The organism is Stenotrophomonas sp. YJH_SMC_120, assembly GCF_059368675.1.
Window position 1 is genome coordinate 37,627 of record NZ_JCAFRY010000017.1, and the last position, 21,843, is coordinate 59,469.

At 63.5% G+C, this 21,843-nt stretch carries 22 protein-coding genes; 3 read left to right on the forward strand and 19 right to left on the reverse strand.

Annotation, left to right across the window (positions count from 1 at the left end; all coding sequences use genetic code 11):
• Positions 1 to 29: 29 nt before the first annotated feature.
• From AC5P60_RS17025 to AC5P60_RS17110, 18 genes are all read right to left on the reverse strand, one after another.
• Positions 30 to 1,130, reverse strand: coding sequence for a hypothetical protein (locus AC5P60_RS17025; RefSeq protein WP_483693792.1), 1,101 nt, complete (start codon positions 1,128 to 1,130; stop codon positions 30 to 32).
• Positions 1,131 to 1,227: 97 nt separating this feature from the next.
• Positions 1,228 to 2,232 (reverse strand): XVIPCD domain-containing protein, encoded by a 1,005-nt coding sequence (locus AC5P60_RS17030; RefSeq protein WP_099490479.1) that lies wholly within the window; start codon positions 2,230 to 2,232, stop codon positions 1,228 to 1,230.
• Between the two features lie 57 nt (positions 2,233 to 2,289).
• Positions 2,290 to 2,826, reverse strand: a complete 537-nt coding sequence (locus AC5P60_RS17035) for a hypothetical protein (RefSeq protein ID WP_005410114.1) — start codon at positions 2,824 to 2,826, stop codon at positions 2,290 to 2,292.
• 317 nt (positions 2,827 to 3,143) lie between these two features.
• Complete coding sequence (locus AC5P60_RS17040; protein WP_483693790.1) at positions 3,144 to 3,695, reverse strand: DUF4189 domain-containing protein; 552 nt, start codon at positions 3,693 to 3,695, stop codon at positions 3,144 to 3,146.
• 387 nt (positions 3,696 to 4,082) lie between these two features.
• Positions 4,083 to 4,625 (reverse strand): DUF4189 domain-containing protein, encoded by a 543-nt coding sequence (locus AC5P60_RS17045; protein WP_080240965.1) that lies wholly within the window; start codon positions 4,623 to 4,625, stop codon positions 4,083 to 4,085.
• 43 nt (positions 4,626 to 4,668) lie between these two features.
• Positions 4,669 to 5,808, reverse strand: coding sequence for a TrbL/VirB6 family protein (locus AC5P60_RS17050; protein ID WP_049402204.1), 1,140 nt, complete (start codon positions 5,806 to 5,808; stop codon positions 4,669 to 4,671).
• Positions 5,809 to 5,882: 74 nt separating this feature from the next.
• Positions 5,883 to 6,683, reverse strand: a complete 801-nt coding sequence (locus AC5P60_RS17055; RefSeq protein ID WP_123958716.1) for a hypothetical protein — start codon at positions 6,681 to 6,683, stop codon at positions 5,883 to 5,885.
• Positions 6,684 to 6,734: 51 nt separating this feature from the next.
• Positions 6,735 to 9,182: a VirB4 family type IV secretion/conjugal transfer ATPase gene (locus tag AC5P60_RS17060; RefSeq protein ID WP_024958424.1), complete on the reverse strand. Its 2,448-nt coding sequence runs from the start codon at positions 9,180 to 9,182 to the stop codon at positions 6,735 to 6,737.
• Between the two features lie 84 nt (positions 9,183 to 9,266).
• The gene (locus tag AC5P60_RS17065; RefSeq protein ID WP_012480639.1) at positions 9,267 to 9,575 is read right to left on the reverse strand and encodes a VirB3 family type IV secretion system protein; all 309 of its coding nucleotides are present in this window, start codon (positions 9,573 to 9,575) and stop codon (positions 9,267 to 9,269) included.
• Positions 9,568 to 9,987, reverse strand: a complete 420-nt coding sequence (locus tag AC5P60_RS17070; RefSeq protein ID WP_012480640.1) for a TrbC/VirB2 family protein — start codon at positions 9,985 to 9,987, stop codon at positions 9,568 to 9,570. The genes AC5P60_RS17065 and AC5P60_RS17070 overlap by 8 nt, the downstream gene beginning before the upstream one ends.
• A gap of 73 nt (positions 9,988 to 10,060) precedes the next feature.
• Positions 10,061 to 11,026: a lytic transglycosylase domain-containing protein gene (locus AC5P60_RS17075; protein WP_012480641.1), complete on the reverse strand. Its 966-nt coding sequence runs from the start codon at positions 11,024 to 11,026 to the stop codon at positions 10,061 to 10,063.
• 3 nt (positions 11,027 to 11,029) lie between these two features.
• Positions 11,030 to 12,073, reverse strand: coding sequence for a P-type DNA transfer ATPase VirB11 (gene virB11, locus AC5P60_RS17080; RefSeq protein ID WP_012480642.1), 1,044 nt, complete (start codon positions 12,071 to 12,073; stop codon positions 11,030 to 11,032).
• 14 nt (positions 12,074 to 12,087) lie between these two features.
• A complete protein-coding gene (locus AC5P60_RS17085; RefSeq protein WP_483693788.1) occupies positions 12,088 to 13,341 on the reverse strand; it encodes a TraB/TrbI/VirB10 family type IV secretion system protein in 1,254 nt (417 codons plus the stop codon).
• Entirely contained in the window at positions 13,338 to 14,117 is a 780-nt protein-coding gene (locus AC5P60_RS17090) for a TrbG/VirB9 family P-type conjugative transfer protein (protein WP_012480644.1), read from the reverse strand. Before AC5P60_RS17090 ends, AC5P60_RS17085 begins: the two co-directional genes overlap by 4 nt.
• Positions 14,114 to 15,160, reverse strand: a complete 1,047-nt coding sequence (locus AC5P60_RS17095) for a VirB8 family type IV secretion system protein (protein WP_483693787.1) — start codon at positions 15,158 to 15,160, stop codon at positions 14,114 to 14,116. The genes AC5P60_RS17090 and AC5P60_RS17095 overlap by 4 nt, the downstream gene beginning before the upstream one ends.
• 89 nt (positions 15,161 to 15,249) lie before the next feature.
• On the reverse strand, positions 15,250 to 15,696 hold the full coding sequence (locus AC5P60_RS17100) for a hypothetical protein (protein ID WP_012480646.1): 447 nt from the start codon (positions 15,694 to 15,696) through the stop codon (positions 15,250 to 15,252).
• A gap of 424 nt (positions 15,697 to 16,120) precedes the next feature.
• Positions 16,121 to 17,800 (reverse strand): type IV secretory system conjugative DNA transfer family protein, encoded by a 1,680-nt coding sequence (locus AC5P60_RS17105; protein ID WP_005410127.1) that lies wholly within the window; start codon positions 17,798 to 17,800, stop codon positions 16,121 to 16,123.
• 36 nt (positions 17,801 to 17,836) lie between these two features.
• Complete coding sequence (locus AC5P60_RS17110; RefSeq protein ID WP_005410128.1) at positions 17,837 to 18,094, reverse strand: hypothetical protein; 258 nt, start codon at positions 18,092 to 18,094, stop codon at positions 17,837 to 17,839.
• A gap of 130 nt (positions 18,095 to 18,224) precedes the next feature.
• Here AC5P60_RS17110 and AC5P60_RS17115 point away from each other — a divergent pair, with 130 nt between their 5' ends.
• Positions 18,225 to 18,644: an HD domain-containing protein gene (locus AC5P60_RS17115; protein WP_012480647.1), complete on the forward strand. Its 420-nt coding sequence runs from the start codon at positions 18,225 to 18,227 to the stop codon at positions 18,642 to 18,644.
• Between the two features lie 125 nt (positions 18,645 to 18,769).
• Entirely contained in the window at positions 18,770 to 19,981 is a 1,212-nt protein-coding gene (locus AC5P60_RS17120; RefSeq protein ID WP_005410130.1) for an MFS transporter, read from the forward strand.
• 16 nt (positions 19,982 to 19,997) lie between these two features.
• Here the strand turns inward: AC5P60_RS17120 and AC5P60_RS17125 are convergent, their stop codons facing one another.
• Positions 19,998 to 20,477 carry a MerR family transcriptional regulator gene (locus AC5P60_RS17125; protein WP_005410131.1) on the reverse strand — a complete coding sequence of 160 codons (480 nt, stop codon included), beginning with the start codon at positions 20,475 to 20,477 and terminating at the stop codon, positions 19,998 to 20,000.
• Between the two features lie 89 nt (positions 20,478 to 20,566).
• Here AC5P60_RS17125 and AC5P60_RS17130 point away from each other — a divergent pair, with 89 nt between their 5' ends.
• Positions 20,567 to 21,805 carry an NADH:flavin oxidoreductase/NADH oxidase family protein gene (locus AC5P60_RS17130; protein ID WP_483693786.1) on the forward strand — a complete coding sequence of 413 codons (1,239 nt, stop codon included), beginning with the start codon at positions 20,567 to 20,569 and terminating at the stop codon, positions 21,803 to 21,805.
• Positions 21,806 to 21,843: the final 38 nt, after the last annotated feature.

The following is a 21,843-nucleotide window of genomic DNA, read 5'->3' on the forward strand; positions in this document are numbered from 1 at the left end:
CATTCCGGCTCCCGCCTCAGCACCGTGACTCAGGGGCTGGTGGCCGCGACCGGCGCAGATGCACTGGCGGTCACGAACAGATCCGGCCCGGAATCCGGGAAGCCGCCGCAGGCGCGATCGCCCGGCGCGACCGGATCACACGGCCACTGGCTGCGCGGGACCTTGTCGCGCAACTCGAAGCGATCGCCGGTCCAGACCACGAAGGCGAGATGCTCGCGGTTCCAGTCACTGAACGCACGCGCCCCACCCTTCGGCACCGTCTCCGGATACTGCACGAACCAACGCATGGCCGGCCCGAACTGCAGCTTGCTGTGATCCAGCGTGATCCTGCCCCCACGCGCCAGCTGGCGTGCGCGATCCGCCTCGGTCACCTGTGGCATGGCCGGCATCGCCTCGGCGGTAACATCCCTCGGCGGCGCATCGCCACGCACCTGGTAGACACGCTGGCCCACATACGCCTCGCGGCAGTTGCCCGCTGGCACACGTACCGGCTCCGCGCTGAACTCATCGCGGTTGGCGACCTGGTCGCTGCAGGTGAACGGCGCGGACACCAGGTAGAACGTGCTGTCGGCATCGCGCCCTTCCAGCGAGCGCACCCAGACGTCGCCCATCCGCACGATGAAGTCCGGGCGCTGGCCGTACCCAGGCACCGCCTTGAACCAGGCCTTCTGCTGTACCTCTCGCTCGCGCCAGTTGCGCGGCAGGTGGATGTCCTGCTCGGGCAGCGCGACCAGCAGAGCGGCCAGATGCGCCGGCATGGTGCCCTGGCAGGCGCCGGTCAGCAGGTCGCCCTGGGTCGCCAGTCGCCCGGCCAGATCCACCGGGCAGCGCGCACCGAGCGCCCGCTCGGTCGCCCGCTCTGGCGGCAATGGAACGATGGCCAATGCGGGCGGTGCGGGTGCTACCGCCGGAACGGTTCGCTCGACGGTGGCAGGCGGTGCCGTCCCTGCAGGCGCATCAGCGATCGCCTGTGCCGTGGCGTGCGTTTCCGCGACCGGCGGCGCTGTCTCCTGAGCCTGTGCCGAGGCTGCGGCAAGTCCAAGTGACAGCAGCCAGAGCGGCGGCAGGCGGCGCGCGGATGCATTGCAGCGGGCAGCGGCCTGCAGGGCATTCAAGGGAACGATTCGCATGTGGTGTCCTTACGGGTGGGTTTCCATGTCGGCGCCACAGGGCGCCACGCGTCGTAAGCAAAACAACGGCGGGCACCCTGCCCGTCGGCACCAAGTGCTACAGGGATCGGGAACGCTGCTCCTGCTCGCGGGCGAGCGCGGCCATCGGATCCTGCTGCGCAACGCTGGCCGCCAACTGCTGGCTGCTCTGCGCCAGTGGCTGCTGGGAGGCCTGCTCCCGGTCAACAGACGCACGCAGCATGGCCGGATCACCCAGCGCGCCCTGCACTGCAAACAGCGTACGGCCGTCGTTGCCCGCCAGCAGATGATCGATGCGCGACAGGCCGGCCTTCTGCGCGCCCAGCGCCAATGCGCCAGCGGTATTGTCGAGCTCCTGTGCACTGCGCAGTCCACTTTGTGGCCCCATCTGCTGCAGGTGCCGGCGCGCATCCTCGAACAATGCGTTGCCGGGCTCACCGGCATGCGACATGTCGCGTGCAACGGTCTGCGCCGGCGCACCGACTTCGCCGCGATCCAGTCGCGCCATCACGTCCGGCGTCAACTTCTGCTGCCAGACCTCAAATCGTTGCCGGCGCGCCTCGATGCCATTGAGCGCGCCGTTGAGCGCATAAGTTGCTTCGCGCACATCATGGCGCGCCCCCTCCGGCACCCGTGTCTGCCACTGCCATACGGCAATACGGCCTGCGTGCTCGGGCTGCGCTGCCAGCTCCGGGTGATTCACCAGGTCCAGATCCAGCGCCTTGCCGGCACGCTCGTAATTCTCCTTGCCGACCAATGGCAGATAGCCGCGGCCGTGGTACTTCAGCGCGTCACCAGGCGCGTCGTTGCCCATGCGCCCGCCGTACATCAGCTCAGCCAGGTTTTCCGGGCGACCACGCAGCGCTTCCTGGCGGGCACTCTCCAACGCGGCGTTGCCATTGCGCCACGCAGCCTCCACCGGGATCTGCGAGATTCCCCGGGTGAAGTTGAAGCTCTCGTTGAGCCGGCTCAAGCCGCGCGACTCGTGCCCTGCCTGGGCCATGAAATTGGCCAGTTCAAGCGGGGAGTCGATGCCGGCTTTGGTCGCCTGTCGCAACAGCTGCGACTCTCTATCGGTCGACACAGTGCAACTCCTGAATCTTCATCAGCGCGGATTCCCTTCCGCCGGTTGGAGCTTGGCTCATGGAAGCGACACCTCGGCAACACTGGATGGGTCGAAGTCCTCGAACCTCACCCTGCCCAGCTCCGCCGCCGAGTAATCCCGGATGTTGGTCGCTTCGGTCTCGATATCCACGACCTTGCGTCTCACCCCGTCAACCCAGCAGGCCTTGTCCGCGGGCGCATAGCGGAACCGGTAGGTGCTGCTCCAGCGCTCGCGGCTACCGCCGTTGGTGATCACGCTGAAGGTGCCCTTCTCGACCATTGCATACGCAAAAGGGTCGCCGGCCAGGCCACCTCGGGTGGAACACGGCACCAGCTTGTCGTTGCGCGCGGCCAGCTGCCAGCGCCCGCGCCCATCACCGCGCAGCAACAGCAGCACCCGGTTTGGCCCGTGCTGGCCGGGCACCAGCCCTTCCGGCGTCGGCTGGTCGATGACCAGCAGCTGATACTCGATGCCATCGCCGTTGAGTTCGCCCCTTACGGCTTCCAGCAGGTTCGCACCGGACGGAACAAATGCCAGGGCATCGTCCATGTGTGCGCCAACCCTGTCTTCCATCCCCTCCCACTCCTTCAATGTGGTCATGCCGATACCCGCCTCCCTGCCCAGCCGGAACGCGTTCCGGCTTATCCGCGCCTGCGCGGACAGGAATCATAGCCTTGCGTACGGCAAGACCGCGATGATGGCGAGCGTCACCCGACGCAGGGGCTGACAGCGTCCTCATTGGACGGAAGAACCCCTGCATTCGGCGGCACTGGCGCGTCATTTTCATGACGCGTGGGGAGCTTACCGCGAGGCGTTCTGCCGCGTCGAAGTGCGAGGAAATCGAAAAGCGGAATTGATCACAGAAAACGGGGCTTAGCGTGAATGGCGCCTTACCTGATGAACAGATCCGCCGTGCAGGCCGTTCTGGCGATCCCGCATTGTCCCTGCGGCAGCTGCTTCCATGCCGCCTTCGCGTTGCATTGCTGCATCGCGACAATGACCGCTCCCTGTTCGGACATGGCGGTGGCGACGCTGGTGGTTTCAGTGCCCAGGCCCGCGTGGGCGACCGCCACGCATTGCGCCTGGAACAGGGTCGCCAACGTACATTCGCCTTTCCCGAACTCCTTGCACTCCTTCATGGATGCACGCTTGGCCTTGCCCCGTGAGCGCATCGAGTTGCTGATGAAGGTATCGCCGCGGGCATCCATCGCCACGCCGCGCACGGTCTGCGCCCAGTTGGGGCGATTGTTGTACGGGGATCCTGAGCTGCTTACCGGAATGGGCGCACAGCCCTGTACACCCTGGCCACCGATGGGATACATGCCCTGCGGGCAGTTGCCTTCGGCAAGCGCGGTGAACGGCGGCAGGCCTGCAATCAGCAGACACGGGAGAAAAGCGAGGTGGATTCGTTTCATGGGGAGACTCATTCCTTTGCTGCCCATTGTGAGAGGCGGGACGGCCTGAGCAGATGATCGTTGCCCAAACTTGCCTCCCGGGTTGGGAAGGCTTCGCAGAGCAAACACAGGCCCGGACTGGCCGGGTACAAGATCATTGGAGAACTCGGCGATTCCAACCGGAGTGCGCTGCAAGCCCGATGGTGGCGCAGCCACGCTGAACGCTCAAGGTCAATCGCGTCAGACTGTGCATCAACGCAGGCTCGACTGAAGTAAATCACCCAGTTGAAGTAGAGCCGGGGCACAGCAAGTTACTGTCGATCACATAGACGCCGTCGCACCAATATCGCCTTCACGTCGGCATGTCGAAGCTTGCCCAAGCCGTTGCCCTGAGCAATCAACACGCTCCAAGCACTGGCTGTCAGGATCCTTTAGCTAGAACGCCTCATAGACCGGCTCAGAACACGCTGAGTAGGCGACTTTGCATTGCGTTCCAGCCGGATCCACGCAGATCTTTTGTGCCTGCGCAATGGCTTCCTTCAAGTCTTTACCGCTCGCAACGCCACCACGCGCCCCATTGCCTTGGCTCTGAGGAACGACCCAAGCCGCACACTGGTTCCGGTACGCGATGAGTACTCGGCAGTCGCGAGCAGCGCGCATGCCGCATCCCTCGAGAGCGACACGCTCCGCATCCTCTTTCGTAGCCCTCCCTGTCGCCACGCCTGCTTCGTTCGTGCTGGGCGAGGAAGCAATGGCACCCCACGTCTTATGCCACTGGCCAGCGGGTTCCGCCCCACGGGCGCCCCCCCCCGCTCCAGGGATGGGGGCACACCCCCCCACCCCTTGATCGCCGATGGGGTACTGGCCGGCCGGGCATCGGCCCTCCGCATTGGCGTTATTGGCAACGAGGAGTGCAGCAAACAGCAGCGTCAGAGTCACGAACGCCGGATTACCGCGTAAAGGTTTGAAATCGGCCATTGTCTTGAATCTCTGAAAATTCACGGCGCCTCAGTCTCACAACTCATTGACCTGTTGCATTTCCTCGCATACCTGGGCTTTGAGTCGGAGCAATCGCGTTATTGACAACAGGGGAGGTTGCTGCGACAGGCGCCCCCACCGAACCACGATCTCCCGACGGCGCCGGCGGCGGAGCCGACATGCCCGGCGGACGACCATCGGCACTCGGCGAGGCACTGGCACCACCGCCTATCTGCGAATATGCCATGAAGGTGCCCAGGGTGCCCTGGAAGAACATCGCTGCCATTGGGGGTGTAGTCAGGATCAACGCGGTGAGGATCAGGCCCATGCCTCCCTGCTGCATTGCCTGGCTGGTCATGCCGTCGGACATGCTTTCCTTGAGGATGAATTCCTGCACCAGCGCTGTGGTCCAGAAAGTGGCCGCCACACGTACCACCATGTCCAGTGCGATGGAAACCATCGCTGCAAGTACGGCCATAGAGAACATCGTGCCAATGCCGTAGAACAGCCAACGTTGGAACAACTGCTTGGTCTGGTCGAACAACAGGCAGAGGATGAACAGGGGGCCAAAGCCGATGAACAGCGCCATGGCGATTTCATACAGCATCAGCATCGCACCAGCGGTGATGGCTGGACCTGCGGTGCCCATGCCGATGAAGAACAGTGCCCGCTTCTTGTCCTCCAGCAGCTCCCCGTCATTCATGATCTGGATGGCGTCGATACTGGAAAGCGCCACCTGCATCCATGCCAGGCTCTTGTCGATCTGAGCTTCGGGTGACTCGTTCGAGCCTGTCACGACCTTCGTGATTTCTGCCTTGACGTCGTGGGTGAGGAAGCTCTGAAGGTTGGTGCCGAAAGCGCCCATCGTGGTGGCCGCGCTGACGATCAACGCCGCACGCGCCATATTGGTCACCAGCACCATCATTGAGTCCCGGCTGCGGCCGGTCACGATGCGGAAGCCCTGCACCAGCACCCACAGGGTCATGAGCGTGAGGGCGATGCCGCCGACCCACTGCATCATTTCCCCCATCATGTCGATGCCGAACTTGTTTATCTTGCTTCGCAGGAAGTCGAAGATGAACTTGAAGAACACGAAATCCCCGATCGATTGGACACGTGCAACGTGCCCCATCAAATCCTGGAATCCGCCATTGAAATCAAAATTGGCAATCGACCTGATCATTTCCGCAATCCCTTGATGTATCCCTACCGGACAACCTCGTGGAGCGGGTGCCTATGCACCTGCCCCAAGCGGCGTCAGTCGACGTGCAAAGCGCGTTCCAATGCGGCCGTCTTGACCAGCTGCGAGATGACGCCCGGCTTGCCCTTCAATGCCACGCGCGCCAGCACGCGCTGATTGGCCATCATTGACTCCTGATAGGCGTCGTAGGACCGCATGCGCGCCTCCCACTCCTGCTGCAGCTTGGAAATATCGTTTGCCGTACGCAGGGAGTCACTGTTCACGGCCGAAAGAGTTCCCGCAAGATTGCCATCGGCGCCGCCTCGCCAGCCCATGATCTCAGACAACGACGCGTTGATGCTGGGAATGGTCTTCTCGATGAAATCCACCGTCTCGTTGCGCTTCCGGTTTTCCATCATCTGGATGTTGACGCACAGCTGCTGCTGCTGCGCGTAGAGATCACCGGAGGTATCCAGCACAAACTTCTTCAGCAGGCTGCCAGCGCTGAAGCCCGCCGACGTACGGCAGAGGTCGGCGACCATATAGTCGTCTGGAACCCGCTCCAATGTGGCGCCTGGCGGCAAGCCGAAGTTGTTGATCATGCCCTGGATCTGGACAAGCGCATTTTGGTACTCCTGGAACGTCCTTCTCCACCGAGTTACCTGAGCCGCGTACTCCAGCCCGTCAGCCTTCATTTGCGCCTTCCCTTGGGCAAAGTCCTTCAGTGCCTGCATGAGATTACTGAGGTCGAAGACAGGGTAACCACCGGCCGAAACCGACGTGGTGGAGAACATGACCATGCTCCCCAGCAGGATGGCTGCCAGGCGCTTCTGACGCAGACCGCGGTGGCGCTTGTGATTTCGGGATGTCATGCTCATGTTCTTCTCCAGGGGAATGGATTTCATTCGGCGCTGTCTGATCCAGGGCTTTCAAGCCGCATCGGTTTCGGCAGAGGCCTTGGCTTTACCAGAGCCCTTTCGGTTCTTGTAGAAGTCCTCCAGCCACTGTTCCGGCGTGAGTTCGTCCACGGTGATCCGATTGCGGACTGCAGCCGTCTGCAGCACCCGATGCATGATGTCGATGTTGTCGGTCGAGGCCGAGATCACCGACAGGATGTCGTCCATGCCACGCAGGTTGAGCTGGCAGACACTGGAAGCATGGCCCTGCTTGACCAGGAAGCAGCGCGAGCGCTCGTCCAGTGCCGTGACCACCTTGAACTCCGCCTCGGTCAACTTCAGGCCATCCATGTAGTCGCTCTTGCTGGCGTTCGGGTTCGGCAGCAGGATGAGCGTGGCGGTCTGCTCGATCAGGGCAGCGGAGATATCACTCTTCAGCGCGTCTTCCGGGCTCTGCGTGGCGAAGATGCCCAGGCCGTTCTGCTTACGGATGGTCTTCTGCTTGTTCTTCGCGAACTCCTTCAGGCCACCCTCGCCGTCCAGGATCTTCCAGAATTCGTCCATCACATAGATCAGCGGTCGACCGTCGATCAGCGATTCCAGGCGGTGCAGCAGGTAATTGATGACCGGCACGCGCACTTCGGGATTGTCGATGATGTCGGTGTAGTCGAAGCCGATGATGTTGGCCTTGCTCAGATCCACCGTATCGATCGGATTGTCGAAGACCCAACCCAGCGAATTGCCCGAAGTCCAACGGCGCATGCGCGCATAGAGGCCGTCGTCGCCCATGTTGGGCAGGCTCTTCTGGAAGTTGGTCATGCTGCGCAGATGCATCGGCGTATCGAGCATGCTCTCCACCGCACGGTAGATGTCCTCTTCCTCGCGGGCGCTGTACTCGCGCTTGCCGGCCAGCACCTTGATCAGGTCGGCCAGGAACTGCACGTTCGCTTCGTTGTTCTCGCACTGGAACGGGTTGAAGCCGGTCGGCGCACCGTTCTCCAGGGCCAGATAATTGCCACCGCAGGCACGCACGAAGATCTCCGCACCACGGTCCTTGTCGAAGAAGAAGATGGTCGGTGACGGCTCATACTTCTGAACCTGGCTGAGCAGGAAGTTGATCAGCGCGGTCTTGCCGGTACCGGACTTGCCGATCACCATGGTGTTTGCGATCGCCTTCTCACCCAGCGAATTCTCGGATGGATGGGTGGCATGGAAATTGAAGTAGTACGGCTGGCCGTTGGTGGTCTGCAGCGTGGTCACGCAGTCGCCCCACGGGTTGTTGTGCTGCTTGCCCGTGGCGAAGTTGTGCAGCGGCGACAGGCCCAGGAAATTCAGTGAGCTGACGTTGGCCAGCCGCGTGCGGAAGCGCCAGTTGGCCGGCAGCTGCGAATAGAACGACGAGGTGACTGCCAGATCCTCCTTGGTCGACACGAAACCGGCGTTGGACAGCTCGGCACGGGTCGAGGCCACGTTCTGCGACAGCTTCGCCTGGCTGTCGCCATAAACCGCGATGATGAAGTGGTATTCGCCCAGCACGAAGTTGCCTGACGACAGATGATCCATCGCCTGGTCGAGTTCGACGATCTGACTGACCGCCTTGTCGCCCGACGAGATCATCATGCCCTTGGTCCGGTCCAGCACCTTCAATGCGTCCTGGCGCCCCATCGGGCTGAACGAATGGGTGATGACGTACTCGTAGTCCAGATACTTCAGACCATTGAGGATGCCCGGATAGGTCCCCTCGGCATATTCCTTGATATTCAGGATCGCGCCGAAATGGTTAACGCCATTGGGCGTATTGATCACGAAATCGCCGGTCTTGGCCGAGAACATATGACGGCTGACCGGAAGATAGTCTTTCACAGGCGCCGACAGCACCGGTACCGGCTCATCGATGCGGTTGATCAGGTAGCCGAACAGCTCAAGCGTTTCGGAAAACACCACGCCGTTCTTGGCTTCGTACATACCGAGCCGGTAAGGCGCGTAGTCGCGGATCACAGCCTCGACGTTGCCGGCGAGCTCCATCAGCTTCTCGACGGCCTGCTCCTGCTCGGCGCGCAGCTTGTCCACGTTCGCGGACTTCTCCACGAAGCGCTTTCCCGCCACCACCGGGCGATAGATCATCGTCAGGTACAGCTCGTTCTGCATGATGCGCTGGGAGGACAGCATGCCCATGTACTGGTCGGACACATCCTGGTTGAAGCGCTGCTTGTAGTAGCTCTTTCCCTTCAGGGTGCGACGGCGCCGGATGTCATGCACCCAGAAGGCAACGTTGACGAAATCCGGTGCGCGCAGCGTCTGCAGCAACCGGTTGAAGGTGTTGTGCCGATGCTCAAGCTCCCATTCTTCGCGCCCCACGAACGGCAGCCCTTCCAGGTGCCACGTCAACAGGTAGTCGCCGCCCGTGGTCTTCACCACATTCGGAGCCACGTGCGACGACAAGGGGATGAATTCGCTGATGGAGGTATCTGGGTTGAACATACGACTGCTTCCAAAAGGTACTGCCGACAAAGATGCGGAGTTGGCCAGGCGGGCGCTCAACGCCCGCCTGGCCGGATCCAGCCCTCAATCCCTGGGGGCTGGCTTGTTGCGGTAGTGATTCGGGTTGAACACCCACATGCCATCATGCTCCTGCACGTTGCGCACCTTGAGCTTGAACATCAGGCGCAGGCCCAGCAGGCGGAAGATCATCTCGTCACGCTTGGCCATCTGCCGCATGATGAAAATGGCCACCGGGATGGTCAGCAGAAACCAGAAGTTCGTGTACATGCTCAGCAGCAACAACCCACCCGCCACCATGAAAAATGGCAGGTAGGGAACGCCCAGGAACATCGCTGGGCGCGTGCATCCCCGGAACAGGACGTTCTTATGCACTGTAGTACTGGACGGCGTGCTTGATCATTTCAAACGCCATGCCAGCGCCGTCGCCACCACCGACCTTTTCGCAGCTGCCAGCCTCCTTGCCGAGCAGCATGCGCGCGATCTGGCCTGCCGCGCCGATCAGCACACCGCCGATGAGGATCGGGGCCACGTCACCGATGCGCTTGTGGGCAAACGCAATCTGGTAACCGGCGAAGATCACGGCGATCGTGACCACGGCGATCGAGGCCATGTTCAGCAGACCGTTGATGTTGGAGAAGAAGCCGCAGACCTTGCCATCGGTACCACCGAAGTCAGTGCCGGCCAGGGCCTGCGGAGCGAACACAGCACCGGCGAATGCGACGGCCATCAGCATGGTCTTCAGCGTGCGCTGGGCCTGGACGAGGTCGAGATTGAATCGCTTCATGGATTGATTTCCTTGTTGATGGACTAACACAACTGAATCGACCAGCCGGGGGACCGGTCGCACCACGACTTCGTCAGAACACGAAGGCCGCATCCCCTGCGGGAATCTGCTGCACCGGCGCACGGGGCGCCGGTGCGTTGTAGAAATTCTGGGTGTCCGCTGCCGGCGCGTTACGCTCATTCCACGGGCGCAGCATCACCGGCGCGTTCGCGCCGGCAGCCATCCCGGGAAGCTGTTGCGGCATGGCTGCCCCGCCCTGCGCCGCACCAGGCTGCTGATACGGCTGCGGAGCCTGCTGCGGCATGTCGTTTCCACGCTGTGCCTGTGGCTGCATCATTCGATCGACCGAGCCCAGCACCACGCGCGATACCGCCTGGTCGGCGATATTCAGCAGGCTGCCGCGGGCCATCGCACCGGTCGATGGGTAAACGGTGTAGGCCCGGGCCGGGTCATTGGACGGCACGTACACCGGCGCACTGGCCTGGGCGACGATGCGTGCCTGGGCCGGCGAGGCCGTCTGCGGATGATGTTCGACCCTGACCACCCGACGCTCGCCGCGGCTGACCACGTCAATCGGCGCGACGCCGTTGCTTGCGACCTGCTGACCGCGGCGGATCGAGTCGTAGATCTTCTGCACGTACCCGTGACGGAAGCCGGTCTCGAAGTTGCCCGAGTAGTAGCAGCTGAACGACTTGCCCCAGTCACCACCGGAGCGCTTGTAGCAATCGGCGAGGATGCGCGAACCAGCCTGCAGGTTCGGGCACTGCTGGAAGGCCTTCTCGTAGGAATCCAGCCCGTACTTGCCCAGGTTGTAACGGTTGACCTGGGCCAGGCCAATGGAGAAGTTGTAGCCCTTCTCCTCCAGCATGCGAACGGTGGCCAGCGCCTCGTCGAGGGCCTTGGGCTGGCGCACCAGGGCGCCGCCGACCACGCCGATGGCATAGGGGTTGCGCGACGATTCCACGTTGATGACGTGCTGCATCACGTCCATCGAGACGGCCATTTCCGGGCACGCCATCATTTCCAGTCCTGGCAGCATTGGTCAGCCCTCCTGCCCCTGGGCACGCCCAGGATTGAAGTCGATGCCGGTGATGTAGCGCGAGCCGGCATGCGCCTTGATATGCACGACGATGTCGATGGTCATCATCAACAGTCGCTTGATCACGTTGAACTCCAGGCCCGAACCCTCGGCCGAGGCCTTCACCATCAGCGCCAGCTGATCCCAGGTCTGCTCCGGGCTACCGGCATGGCAACTGGTGATCGAGCCCGGGTGGCCCGATGCGCAGTTGCGGATGAAGTAGAACGCCTCGTCACCGCGCAGCTCGGCCAGGATGATGCGTTCTGGCTTCATGCGCAGGCAGGCTTCCATGCAACTCTTTGCGCTGACATTGCTGGTGCTCTGCCCGCCCTTGGAGTACAGCAGGTGCACCACATTGGGTTGGGTCAGAAACAGCTCGCGTGCGTCCTCGATCGTGACCAGGCGCTCGTTGTCCGGGATATGATTGACCAGCGCTTTCATGAAGGTGGTCTTGCCGCTACCGGTCGCACCGGAGACCACGATGTTCTTGCGGTACATCACCGCACGACGGAAGAACTCTGCGTACTCGCGCTGCTGGCGCAGTTCCAGCAGCTCGCGGTCCTGCTCGCTCAGACTGCCATCCTGTTCCAGGATCTGGTTGAAGAAACCATCCTCGTGGTACTGGGTGAGCGACTTGGTGTGCTTGGACGGCAGGCGGATCGTGATCGAAACCTTGCCGGCATCACAGGCAGGTGGAATCACGAACTGCGCACGCTGGCCGGTGGGGAACGTGAGCGACACCACCGGATCGGCATCGGTGATGCGCTGGCCGGTGTTGCTTTCGTTCACTACGGCGGTGCAGAACTGCCGGGCCCGCTCGAAGGTCAGGCCCGGCACGTCCACCCGCTGCCACCCGGCCCGGGTTTCCAGGTACAGCTCACCGGGACGGTTGATGCAGATTTCCGTCACTTCCGGGGATGTCATGTACTCGGCGATGCCCAGCACTTCGTACTGATAGCGCAGGAAATCGCTGGAAACGAGGGCGAGGGGTGACACTTCGGCGTCCATGGTTGTTCTTCGGGTTACCGGCGCGGGTTGAGCACGTTGGTGAAGTCAACGTCCTTGGCGACGTAGACGTTCACGATGGTGCCCTGGTTGATGGTGACAGTCGGCGGGCGATTCGAACTGGTGAGGGCTTCGTTGGCGAGACGCTCCATCGTGCGCGCGGTGGCGCTTTCATAGGGCGAACGAACGGCGAAACCATTGCTGGAAACCGTCGTCGACTCTGGACCATGCTCGGCTGCGGCGTACTTGAAGGCGTCGGCGATCAGGCTGATCATCAACGCCGACGCAATGCGACTACCCCAGTGCGCGCTGTACTGGCCAGGATGACCAGCACCACCCAGCTGATCCACGCCCGGGCTGGACATGGCCACGTCGATGCCATTGGGCGTGGTGATGCGATCCCAGATCACTTCCACGCGCTTGCCCTTGGGACCGCCACCGTACGCACCATAGATCTTGGACCCCTTGGGCAGCAGCAGGCTGCGGCCGTTGATCGAGTAGACCGGCTCGGTCAACAGGCACGACGTATAACCTGCAAGATCGGTGATGATGCGGGTCTCGAGTACACAACGCAGATAGGTGCCACGCACCAGCAGCGCGTCGGGGCTCCGGATGTAGGAAGCATTGGACACATCCTCCACATCAGGCCCGCGGCGCACCTTGGCCGGCGGAGCATTGCCGTTCTGCGCCTGCAGCGCAGCCAACGTGGCCTGCATGTAGGGATCGTCGTTGTCCCCTGCTGCGGCCTGGCCGCCAGCGTCGCCCGTGCCCACGCCTGCGCCACCACTACCGGCAATGCGGCGATCCAGCAGACTCGGGCCACGCTCGACCTCGCGTTCGGGTTCGGCACGAGGAATGAACGTCGGGCCCATCGTTTCCTGCGGCGGTGGCGGCAGCATCGGAATGGGCTCGGCGGCTTCCCGGGCGGCCTCGCGAATCGCGGAGGGTGCAATGATCGGCAGGTCGGGGGTGCTCGAACGTGCAACCTGCGGCGGCGCCTTGGCTTCTTCAGCGTCTTCCTTGCCCTTGCGCAGCAGCAGGAAGCCCATGGCCAGCAACAACACCAGGATGCCGCCGAGGAACAACAGCGCCTTGCGGTTCAAGCGCTGCTCTTCCGCAGAGCGAAGCTGTGGGGCACTGGCATCCAGATCCGGCGCCGCCTCTGCCTGCGCGTGCCCGTAGTAGGGGTTCGCCGATGGCTCCTGAGCCGCAGGCCCCTGTCCGTACGGAGACGAATTCGGATCGTTTTCGGGAGTGTTCTGCTGGCTCATTTCTTCACGTTCCTTCGCAGGCCGACGACGAAGTCGCCGTGGCGGATGACCAGGTACGGGTACGTCCCGTGCACGATCAGCGTATTGCCTTCAACCGTGGTGTTGACCACGAAATCCTCGCCATACTCCTTCTCGCGACCGAATACGGCCGGGAAGATACCGGTCTTGTACTCGGGCGAGTTGGGCAGTTTCAGATAGGTGAAACGGCCATCGTCGTAGGCGTTGACCGGGACCAGCCATCCCATCTTCTTGGCCTTGCTGGTCGAATAGGAGTAGTTGAAGTTGTATTGGCGATCCTTGGCCAGCTCGGTACTGAGCAGCGGCTGCGCTTCCTCCTCGACCGCCGACTGGGCAGGGCCGAACACAGTGTCATTCGGATAGACGAATGCGATCTTGTACTGCACGCCGGCGCGACGGGCCTGCTCAAGCTGGCGCCAGTCGGTGGCAACGACCTTCAGCTCGAAAATGTACGAATGGGTCTCGGTACGCACCATCATGTTGGTGTCGACGTCGACGTTCTTCGGCTTGAGGTAGAACACGTTCTCGCGACGGGTGAGTTCCCAGCCGCTGCTGAAGCCGGTGCTGTAGTCGAGGATCTTCTCGTTCGGGCTCAGCTCGATCTGGGTGGTGAGGCCCAGGCCGGTGCGAACCGGGTAGATGCGGTCCTTCTCATACTCGTAGTGGTCAACTGCCTGCGCCATCGCCGCGCTGGAAAACACCAGCGACAGCAACGACAGCAGCGCCCACGCGCTTCCCCTGATTTTTCGACTACTCATCGGTTGCTTGCTCCATCAGCATTTCCGGTGGAATGGTTCGGTGCCGGCATCATTGCCGGCTGTCCCGGCGCGCCCTGCCCCGGCAACGGCTGCCCCTGGACCGGCTGCCCCTGCATGGGCGCACCCTGCATCGGCTGCATCTGCCCATTGGCCGGCACTGCGACAGGCTGACCGGTGGCGGGATCGATCGTGGTGGCAGCGGCCGGATTGTTCGGAACGTACATGCCCTGCGCCTGCTGTGCAGCGAGCTGTGCCTGTTGCGCAGCATCCTGGGCCTGCTGCTGCATGGCACCGTCATCCGGCACGGGCACGCCGCGCGCATAGTCGTTGTCGACACGGTACTCCGTGACCTGGAACGCCAATGGATTGAGCACGCGGTCCTGTTCGGAGAGCGCCAGATTCTGGTTGTACTGGAAGCGCATGGTGACCAGCTGGTTGTCCAGATAGGTCGACGCACCGCTGCGCTTGTCGAGCAGGCTGCGCTGGATGCGCACGGACGCGCCACGGAAGCTGCCGTTCGCCTGCACGCCCAGCGGGGTGATGCTGAGGATCTTGACCCTGATCGCCTTGCCCCGGCCGTACATCACGAACGGATTCTGCGGATTGTTGCTGGCATAGCGCTGCTTCATGCTTGCGGCGACGGCATCACTGGACATGACGAACACCAGCTCCCAGTCGCGCAACCCCATCACCGCGGAGTCGTACGACTCGCGCGCCAGCACGTACTGGGCGACATTGCTGCGGTTGACCGCCTCATTGGTGGTGATCGTCTCGCCCTGGAACGTACCCCTCAGGCGCGCCACCGTAGCGGTACCCGTGTAGGCATCGGCCATCACCAGGAAGGGCACCTTCTCCTTCAGCGGCAGCATGTAGTAGTAGCCGCCAGCCAGTGCCAGCGACATCAGCAATGAGCCGGTGGCGACCCACCAGGCACGGCGCTCACTGCGACGCGCCATGTCGGCCACGGTGATCTCGTAGCTGACCGCCTTGGCGACCGACTGCTCGACCTTGGGACTATTGCCGGGATCCTTCTTGCGGAACATGGATTCTTCCGTACTGCTGAAACATCAATGGGCGTGGCACCCCTGCGACAGGCGCGGGGAGCGGCACGTTCGATGATTTCGAGGTGGACTCAGGTGCCGCTGTTGGAATCAGCGCCCTGTGCCGACGCGGTCGGCGTCGAGCCAGCGCTCTGCACAACGATCTGGTTGCCAACGATGGAGACGGAGATGCCCTGCGCTGCATAGGCCGCCGTCAGATCGATCACGGCCTGCTGAGCGTTGGTGGTGTCGATGTTGGAGACCGCGCCGTACAGGGTGAAGTCCGAGCTCAGGCGGTAATCCAGCGTGCGTCCGGAATCCTTGGCCCAGCGCTCGAGCATGGCTTTGAGCGTGCCATCCATCGGCGAGGCCTGGTAGACGTAGCTGGAGTACAGCGGGATCTCGGTGGTTGCCGCAGCAAAGCGGTTCACCGGCTTCCAGCGGCCTCCGAAATCGGGAGCGGACTTGGTGGCGCAACCGGCCACCATCAACGCCGCCACTGCGGCGATGGACATTTTCGCGATAAACGCCTGATTCATACGGGCTTCACTTTGACGTACGAAAAAGCAGTCCCGAGCATTGGTCCCCTGGTCGTCCGGCGCTGCGTCGCGCACGCCGGAGTCGGAGCGACGCACTGACTGGCAGCACACCCACTCCGGCTCCCCTGCAGCCAACGGCTGCCAACCAAGTCGCGGGGCCGCCAGACATTCCCGGCAACACACCCGCATACCTCACCAACGTCGAAACCATCCATGTTTCATGGCACAAACTCCTGGCCACCCTGCTCTACAACATCTGCCATCCATCACACATTTCTGAACGGCATGCACAGGGTCGCACAACGACGCGTCAATTCCATGTCAGACAAGTCTGAAAATCCATGAACAAATGCCGAATTCTTGACTCAACTCACGTTTTCACGTCAATGAATACGAATTTACGTCACAAATTTAGCGACGTGAATTAGACGTTAAGCATGGGAACGTCGACTTTCGGCAGCAGCCTCGACGTGAAGTAGCGGTCCTTGTAATAACGGATCTTGTCGCATTTCACAGGATGCGGTATGCCCTCGTAGAGGAACACTTCCTTGTCCGGCCCCATCGCCTTCAGCTCCTGCGGCAGCATCAGTGCCCGCCGCTCCTCGGTGAAGCTGTGGGTCTTCTCGCGGGCGTGGGTGACGTTCTTCTTGCGGATGGTGGTGTAGCCCAGCATGTCCGAATAGTCGTTGGCGTCCTGCTGCTCGCGCGGCGCGTACAGGATCTGCAGCGCGTGGTTGGTGATGATCGTTCGCGAGACTTCCCGGCCGTAGGTGGCATCGAGCTGGGACATGCTCTGGATGATCGGCAGCAGGCGGATGTTGTAGCCGGCCATGTAGGACACCGCCGAGGCGATGATCTCGACCTTGCCGATCGAGGTGAATTCGTCCATCAGCAGCAGGCACTGGTACTTCAGGTCCGGGTTGGACTTGGGCAGTTCCTTGGTGTTGAGGTTGATCAGCTGGCTGAAGAACAGGTTGATGATCAGGCGGCTCTCGGCCAGCTTGTTCGGCTGGATGCCGATGTAGATGGTCATCTTCTTCTTGCGGACGTCGGTCAGCAGGAAGTCGTTGCTGCTGGTGGCCTTGTCCAGCACCGGGTTGATCCAGGGGTTGAGCGGTTCCTTGAAGGTGCCCAGGATCGAGGCGAAGGTCTCGTCGGCCTGGGAGAGCATGTTGGCGAACGCCGAACGCGCGTTGCCACTGAGGAACGAACGCTCCGACAAGGCCTTGAGGTACTTCTTCAGATCGGTGCCATCGCCGGATGACAACCGGTAGACAGAACCCAGCGTCGGCGTGCCCGAGCCGCCCGGGAAGCCGCTGCTGCGCTCGTCGTCCCAGTTTTCGAACAGGTACAGGGTGAAGGCCATGAACGCGTTGCGCGCCTGGCTGACCCAGAACTTCTGGTCCTCGGCGCCGTCCGGATACAGCATCGCGGCGATACTCATCAGGTCCGACACCCGGAATGCCGGATCATCGGAGACATAGCTGAGCGGGTTCCAGCGGTGCGTGCGCCGATCCTCGGCGAAGGGATTGAACAGGTAGATCTCCTGGCCCTGGCTGGCGCGCCAGCCGCTGGTCAGGTCGAAGTTCTCCTGCTTGATGTCCAGCACCACCAGCGATTCGCCGTATTCCAGCAGGTTCGGGATGACCACGCCCACGCCCTTGCCTGAACGGGTGGGTGCCGCAAGAATCACGAACTGCTGGCCATCCAGCCGCACCAGTTTGCCGCCATGGCTGCCGACCACGATGCTCTGGCCGGTCTTCTTGAACATGCCATGCCTGGACAGGTCGGCGCCGGTGGCGAAGCGCGCGTCGCCATGCAGCGAGCGCTTGTCCTTCTTCAGCAGCAGCACCAGACCGGTCACCAGCAGGACCAGCAGCGGCAGGCCGAAGCCCACGTAGCCGGCCCACTTGATCTTGCCCACGAACGGCGCAACCTGCGGCTGGCCGATGGCGTGGTAGTACTGGTAGTACGTGTTCCAGGTGAACAGCTTGGTGTCCAACCCCAGGAACAACAGGGTCAGGTAGCCGGAAAACACGAAACCAAGCAGCAGGGTCGCCAGCGTGACGATGGCGATGAGCAGATACTTCTTACTGGGCAACACCCGAATCCTCCATGATGCGCACGAGGGCGCGACGGCCTAGCGGCGGCGCCAGCGCGACGCCTTCTTCCGCAGGTTGTTTTCGTTCTCCAGCCCGGGCTCTTCGCCCTCTTCACGCACCCGCTGCAACAGCAGTTGGCGCGCTTCGGCCAGTGATACCAGGTCGGTCAGACGATCCCCATCGTCGGCGACGACCGCATGGCCGACCACATCGCCCGGAGCGTACACCGGCTCGTAGGACACTGCTACCAGCTGATAGCGGCCACGGGTTTCCAGCACATGCCTGAATTCCTGCATCGCATTCCTCCTTGTCGGGGCAACACTGCGTCCCCTGCCCCGCCATGATGCCCATCGCAGTGTCATCGGCGTATGCACAAGCGCTACGGTTTCTGCGCGAAACTGTCTGCGGATATCCAAGGAGACTGCAATGGACTGGGTAGCACTTGCACGCACGCTGGCCACCGAGGCCCACGCGGGCCAGACGGACAAGGCCGGCCAGCCTTACATCTGCCATGTGGCGCGGGTGGCGGCCGCGGTGCGCGGCGACGATGACGCCGAAGTGGTGGCCTGGCTGCATGACGTAGCCGAAGACTGCCCGGCGTTTGCCGCACAGATCGAGGTCTTTCCCGCCCCGCTGCGCGAGGCGGTGCACCTGCTCAACCGCGACGCGGCCCCCGACGCGGACAGCTACTACGCGCGCATTGCCGCCCACCCGCTGGCACTGAAGGTGAAGCAGGCCGATCTGGATGACAACGCCGATCCGCAGCGCCTGGCGATGCTCGACGCGGCGACGGCCGGGCGCCTGCGCGGCAAGTATGCGCACGCCCGGGCAGCGCTGGGCATCTGATCGCGCCGCGCGGTGGCCGGTGGGCGAACGTGTCACCGATCAAACGCTGATTTACCCTGAGTGCTGCTGCCCTTGTTGCGGTGCAGCAGTACAATGACCGGCTCCCCGCCCCCATCGCGCCCCGCATGAGCCCCAACTCTTCCCTGGCTGCGCGGCTGACGCCCCGTCAGCGCACCCTGATCATCCTTGCCCTGTCGCTGGGCGGCTTCGCCATCGGCACCAGTGAATTCGCCAGCATGGGCCTGATGCTGGAGATCAGCCGCGGCCTGTCGATTTCCGAAACCCAGGTCGGCCACCTGATCAGCGCCTACGCCATCGGCGTGGTCGTCGGCGCCCCGATCCTCGCCTTCGTCGGCGCCAGCTTCCCTCGCCGCAAGCTGCTGCTGGCACTGATGGGCTTCTATGCCGTCGGCAACCTGGCCAGCGCACTGGCGCCGAACTACGGCACGATGCTCATTGCGCGTTTCGTCGCCGGCCTGCCGCATGGCGCCTACTTCGGCGTGGCGATGCTGGTTGCCGCCGCGATCAGCCCGGCCGGCCAGCGCGGCCAGGCGATGTCGCGCGTGTTGCTGGGCCTGTCGATCGCGATCCTGGTCGGCAATCCGCTGACCACCTGGCTGGGCCAGCAGCTGAGCTGGCGCACCGCCTTTGCCCTGGTCAGCGTGCTGGCCATCGCCACCGTGGCGATGATCGCGCGCTTCCTGTTGCCGGACCCGGACGAGGTCCGTACCTCGCCGATGCGCGAACTGCGCGCCTTCAACACCACCCAGGTGTGGCTGGCGCTGGCGATCGGCGCCGTTGGCTTCGCTGGTATGTTCTGCGTGTTCACCTACCTGGCACCGACCCTGGTGCAGGTCACCGGCGTGGCCGAATCGTGGATGCCGCTGGCGGTGGGCGTGTTCGGCATCGGCGCGATCATCGGCAACATCGCCGGTGGCTGGCTGGTGGACAAGTTCCACTTCAAGGCCGCCGCGGTGGTGCTGCTGTGGTCGATCGTGATGCTGCTGCTGTATCCGCTGGCCGCGCAGTCGGTGTGGACGATCGGTCCGATGATCATCACCGTCGGCACCATGGGCGCGCTGGCGGCGGTGCTGCAGACGCGCCTGATGGACGTGGCCGGCGAAGCACAGACCCTGGCCGCCGCCTCCAACCATGCCGCCTTCAATACCGCCAATGCGCTGGGGCCGTGGCTGGGCGGCATGGCGATCAGTGCCGGCTTCAGCCCGGCCAGCACCGGCTATGTCGGTGCCGCCACCGCCATCGGCGGCCTGCTGCTGTGGTGCGTGGCGGTGATGCTGGACAGGAAGCGCAAGACAGCCGGCGTGGGCAGCCACTGACCTTCGCGCCGGATTGTCAGCTGCTGCCCGCGCGGCGGCGGCGATCCGGCCGCAGCAACGCCGTATCGCCGGCCGCAAGTGTCGGGCGCGCCAGCTCACCGCGCTTGACGCGCTCCAGCACCCGCCGCGAGTTGGCCGCGCAGTCGATGCCCTCCGGCCGCGCCTGGATGTCCTCGATCAGGGCCAGCAGGTGCGCCCGGCTCTCTGCCAGCCGCAACTGCAGCGCCTCGATGTCGGCCACCTTCTGCTGCAGCATTGAGATCAATGCGTCGTGCTGCCACTGGCCCATATCCGGTGGCAGCAAGGCGCGTATCTCCTCCAGGCTGAAGCCGGCGCGCTGCGCACCGGTAATCAGCTCCAGCAGCAGCACCGCCTGCTCCGGGTAGTCGCGGTAGCCGTTGGCCTGCCGCTGGACGACCAGCAACCCTGCCTCCTCATAGAAGCGGATGCGTGACGCCGCCAGGCCCGTGCGGCGGGCCAGCTCACCGATCTTCATCTGCCTGAATCCTCGACATCGGAACCCATTGACCTTCAATAAAACTTGAAGGTTAGCGTAGCGCCATTCCCCTGTCCTGGAGCTGTCCCATGTCGCTGTTCTCGCCCCTGGCGCTGCCTTCCGGCGCCCTCATCCGCAACCGCATCGCCAAGGCGGCGATGGAGGAGAACATGGCCGACGCCGACCACGCCCCCTCCGAAGCGCTGCTGCAGTTGTACCAGCGCTGGGCCGACGGCGGCGCCGGACTGATCATCACCGGCAACGTGATGGTTGATGGCCGCGCCATGACCGGCCCCGGCGGCGTGGTGCTGGAGGACGATCGCCACCTGGAGCGTTTCATCGCCTGGGCCGACGCCGCGCGCTCGCGCGGGGTGCAGATGTGGATGCAGATCAACCACCCAGGGCGGCAGATGCCGGCCGCGCTCGGCCAGCCGGCATTGGCGCCTTCGGCGGTCCCCTTGGACATGGGCGCACTGTCCAAACAGTTCGCGCCGCCGCGGGCGATGACCGAGGCGGATATTGAAGACGTGATCGCTCGCTTCATCCGCAGTGCCGAGCTGGCCGAGCGCGCCGGTTTCAGCGGCGTGGAGATCCATGCCGCGCACGGCTACCTGCTCAGCCAGTTCCTGTCGCCGCTGTCGAACCGCCGCGATGACCGCTGGGGTGGCAGCCTGCAGAACCGTGCGCGCCTGCTGCTGGAGATCGTGCAGGGTGTGCGCGCGGCGGTGGCGCCCACGTTCGTGGTGGCGGTGAAGCTCAACTCCGCCGACTTCCAGCGGGGTGGCTTCTCGCCCGAGGACGCGCGCGACATGGTCGAGATGCTGGCGCCCCTCGGCGTGGATCTGGTCGAACTGTCTGGCGGCAGCTATGAAGCACCGGCCATGACCGGCGCCGCACGCGACCAGCGCAGCGTGGCCCGCGAAGCGTACTTCCTCGAATTCGCGCGCGAGATCGCCACGGTGGCAACGATGCCGCTGATGGTCACCGGCGGCATCCGCCGCCGCGAAGTGGCAGAGCAGGTGCTGGCCAGCGGCGTGGCCATGGTCGGCATCGCCACGGCGCTGGCGATCGAGCCGGATCTGCCGCAGCACTGGCAGCAGGGCCGCGATCCGGTGCCGACACTGCGCAACATCAACTGGCGCAGCAAGCCGCTGGCGGCCAGTGCGCACATGGCCGCAGTGAAGTATCAGCTGGGCCGGTTGAGCCGGCGCCGCCCCACCGCACCCACGGTTTCACCGGTATGGGCCCTGCTGCTGGCACAGGCGGCCGCAAAGTGTCGGACGCGCCGCTACCGGCGCTGGATCGGCGCCCGCGCCATCGCACACTGAGCCGCGCGGTCTTCTCATCGCCGCAGCGATGCTCCACC

Coding starts and splice junctions, on each gene's coding strand:
- AC5P60_RS17130 (WP_483693786.1), top strand. CDS start 20,567: ATGTCGCTGTTCTCGCCCCTGGCGCTGCCTTCCGGCGCCCTCATCCGC.
- AC5P60_RS17035 (WP_005410114.1), bottom strand. CDS start 2,826: ATGGAAGACAGGGTTGGCGCACACATGGACGATGCCCTGGCATTTGTT.
- AC5P60_RS17095 (WP_483693787.1), bottom strand. CDS start 15,160: ATGTTCCGCAAGAAGGATCCCGGCAATAGTCCCAAGGTCGAGCAGTCG.
- AC5P60_RS17070 (WP_012480640.1), bottom strand. CDS start 9,987: ATGAAGCGATTCAATCTCGACCTCGTCCAGGCCCAGCGCACGCTGAAG.
- AC5P60_RS17125 (WP_005410131.1), bottom strand. CDS start 20,477: ATGAAGATCGGTGAGCTGGCCCGCCGCACGGGCCTGGCGGCGTCACGC.
- AC5P60_RS17040 (WP_483693790.1), bottom strand. CDS start 3,695: ATGGGCAGCAAAGGAATGAGTCTCCCCATGAAACGAATCCACCTCGCT.
- AC5P60_RS17115 (WP_012480647.1), top strand. CDS start 18,225: ATGGACTGGGTAGCACTTGCACGCACGCTGGCCACCGAGGCCCACGCG.
- AC5P60_RS17120 (WP_005410130.1), top strand. CDS start 18,770: ATGAGCCCCAACTCTTCCCTGGCTGCGCGGCTGACGCCCCGTCAGCGC.
- AC5P60_RS17075 (WP_012480641.1), bottom strand. CDS start 11,026: ATGCTGCCAGGACTGGAAATGATGGCGTGCCCGGAAATGGCCGTCTCG.
- AC5P60_RS17110 (WP_005410128.1), bottom strand. CDS start 18,094: ATGCAGGAATTCAGGCATGTGCTGGAAACCCGTGGCCGCTATCAGCTG.
- AC5P60_RS17060 (WP_024958424.1), bottom strand. CDS start 9,182: ATGTTCAACCCAGATACCTCCATCAGCGAATTCATCCCCTTGTCGTCG.
- virB11 (WP_012480642.1), bottom strand. CDS start 12,073: ATGGACGCCGAAGTGTCACCCCTCGCCCTCGTTTCCAGCGATTTCCTG.
- AC5P60_RS17100 (WP_012480646.1), bottom strand. CDS start 15,696: ATGAATCAGGCGTTTATCGCGAAAATGTCCATCGCCGCAGTGGCGGCG.
- AC5P60_RS17090 (WP_012480644.1), bottom strand. CDS start 14,117: ATGAGTAGTCGAAAAATCAGGGGAAGCGCGTGGGCGCTGCTGTCGTTG.
- AC5P60_RS17045 (WP_080240965.1), bottom strand. CDS start 4,625: ATGGCCGATTTCAAACCTTTACGCGGTAATCCGGCGTTCGTGACTCTG.
- AC5P60_RS17025 (WP_483693792.1), bottom strand. CDS start 1,130: ATGCGAATCGTTCCCTTGAATGCCCTGCAGGCCGCTGCCCGCTGCAAT.
- AC5P60_RS17085 (WP_483693788.1), bottom strand. CDS start 13,341: ATGAGCCAGCAGAACACTCCCGAAAACGATCCGAATTCGTCTCCGTAC.
- AC5P60_RS17055 (WP_123958716.1), bottom strand. CDS start 6,683: ATGAGCATGACATCCCGAAATCACAAGCGCCACCGCGGTCTGCGTCAG.
- AC5P60_RS17050 (WP_049402204.1), bottom strand. CDS start 5,808: ATGATCAGGTCGATTGCCAATTTTGATTTCAATGGCGGATTCCAGGAT.